Consider the following 2,439-nt stretch of genomic DNA (forward strand, 5'->3'; position numbering starts at 1 on the left):
CTGAATTCCGGCGTGGCCGAACCGATTACGGTTCGGCCACGCTGCTGTTCGCACCCGTCACGGCTCGCCGCGACGGTCTGACCGATCCAGCACACTGAGCCCGTGACGAACCATCCGATCGCGGCCATCGTGTGCGCGCTGATCGCGGCCCTGCTGTTCGCGCTGGCCGCGGTGGCCCAGCAGCGCGCGGCCGCCGCTGTCCCCGACGGGGATTCGCTGATGGGCACCCTGCTGCGCAGTCCGCGCTGGTGGTCGGGCATCGTCGGCGACGCGGGCGGCTACGCCATGCAGGTCCTCGCCCTGACCTTCGGCGCCGTGCTGGTGGTGCAACCGATCCTGGTGTGTGCCTTGGTGTTCGCGCTGCCGCTGTCGGCCCGCCTCAACGGTCAGCGGATCACCGCGCGCGCCGCGACGCTCGCCGCGATCCTCGTCGCGGCGCTGGCCCTGTTCCTGATCGTGGGCGATCCCAGTGTCGGCGATGCCACCGCGCCGTTTCGAGAGTGGTTGGCGCCCTTGGGGATTCTGCTCGGCGTCATCGCGGTCGCGACGGTCGTCGGTCTCTCGATCGCCTCGCGCTCCGGCCGCGCGCTCGCCCTCGGTCTCGCCGGTGGCGCCCTGTTCGGCCTCGCCGCGGCGCTCACCGACCGTGTCGTCACCCTCGTCGACGACGGGCTCGGCGCGGTCCTCACCGGCTGGCAGACCTGGTTGCTGGTCGCGGCCGGTCTGCTCGGCGTCTATCTGCAACAGCGCGCCTTCCACGTCGGTCCCCTGTCGGCCTCGCTGCCCGCCGCCACGGTCGCCGAACCGCTGGCCGCCGCCTTCCTCGGCCTCACCGCCCTCGACGAGCACCTGCGCACCCACGGCACCGGCCTGCTCGTGGTCGGCGTATGTGTGGTGGTGATGTGCGTCGCGACGGTGGCACTGTGCCGGACCAGCGGCTGAATCGGTACCGAGGTTGCACACCGCGATCCGCACAGGGCTACTATCAATCAAGTGCGATTTCTTCCGGGACCCCAGCCGCCGTATGACCTGACCTACGACGACCTCTTCCTGGTCCCGAACCGGACTGATGTCGCGTCCCGGTTCGATGTGGACCTGGCCAGCGTCGATGGATCCGGCACCACCATTCCCCTCGTCGTGGCGAACATGACCGCCGTCGCGGGCAAGCGCATGGCCGAGACCGTCGCACGTCGCGGCGGCCTGGTGGTGCTGCCGCAGGATCTGCCGATCCCGGCCGCCGCGGAGACCATCGCGTTCGTCAAGAGCCGTTCGCTCACCGCCGACACCCCCGTCACCCTCGACCCGGACCGCTCGGTGTCCGACGCGGTCGCCCTCATGCACAAGCGTGCGCACGGGGCCGTCGTGGTCGTCGAGGGCGGCAAGCCGGTCGGTGTGGTCACCGAGGCCGCCTGCGCCGATGTCGACCGGTTCGCGCGCCTGCGCGAGGTCGCGTTCACCGATTTCGTGCAGGTCCCCGTCGAGGCGTCCCCGCGCGATATCTTCGACCGTCTCGCGCAGGCGCACGCCCAGCTCGCGGTCCTCACCCACCCCGACGGCACCCTGGCCGGCGTGATCACCCGCACCGGCACCGTGCGCGCCGGGATCTACACCCCCGCCGTCGACGCGAACGGCAAGCTGCGCGTGGCCGCCGCGGTCGGCATCAACGGTGACGTGGCCGCCAAGGCGAAGGCCCTGGCCGAGGCCGGCGCGGACGTGCTCGTGCTCGACACCGCGCACGGCCACCAGGCCAAGATGCTCGAATCGCTGCGCACCGTCGCCGATCTGGGCCTTGGCCTGCCGCTGGTCGCGGGCAATGTGGTCTCCGCCGAGGGCACCCGCGATCTGGCCGAGGCGGGCGCGACCATCATCAAGGTCGGCGTCGGCCCCGGTGCCATGTGCACCACCCGCATGATGACCGGCGTCGGTCGCCCGCAGTTCTCCGCGGTGGCCGAATGTGCTGCCGCCGCAACCGAACTCGGCGTGCACGTGTGGGCCGACGGTGGCGTGCGGCACCCGCGCGACGTGGCTCTCGCGCTGGCCGCGGGCGCGTCGAACGTGATGATCGGTTCCTGGTTCGCCGGGACCTACGAGTCCCCCGGCGACCTGCGCGTGGACCGCGACGGCAACAAGTACAAGGAGAGCTTCGGCATGGCGTCCAAGCGGGCCGTCGCCGCCCGCACCGCCGCCGACAGCTCCTTCGACCGGGCCCGCAAGGCCCTGTTCGAGGAGGGCATCTCCAGCTCGCGGATGCGCCTGGACCCCGAGCGTCCCGGCGTGGAGGACCTGATCGATCACATCTGCTCGGGCGTGCGCAGCTCGTGCACCTACGCCGGTGCCCGCACGCTGCCCGAATTCCACGAGCGCGCGGTGCTCGGCGTGCAGTCGGCCGCCGGTTTCGCCGAGGGACGGCCCCTGCCCAGCGGCTGGTGAACCCCGTGC

The 2,439-nt window shown here is 71.7% G+C and carries 2 protein-coding genes; both read left to right on the forward strand.

Features of this window, described 5'->3' with window-relative positions; all coding sequences use genetic code 11:
• Positions 1-102 precede the first annotated feature (102 nt).
• Complete coding sequence (locus tag ACFP3H_RS14550; RefSeq protein ID WP_378605561.1) at positions 103-942, forward strand: DMT family transporter; 840 nt, start codon at positions 103-105, stop codon at positions 940-942.
• Between the two features lie 51 nt (positions 943-993).
• Positions 994-2,430, forward strand: coding sequence for a GuaB1 family IMP dehydrogenase-related protein (locus ACFP3H_RS14555; RefSeq protein WP_378605564.1), 1,437 nt, complete (start codon positions 994-996; stop codon positions 2,428-2,430).
• Positions 2,431-2,439 lie beyond the last annotated feature (9 nt).

The organism is Nocardia lasii, assembly GCF_042658545.1.
In the GTDB taxonomy this organism is placed as follows: Bacteria; Actinomycetota; Actinomycetes; order Mycobacteriales; family Mycobacteriaceae; genus Nocardia; species Nocardia lasii.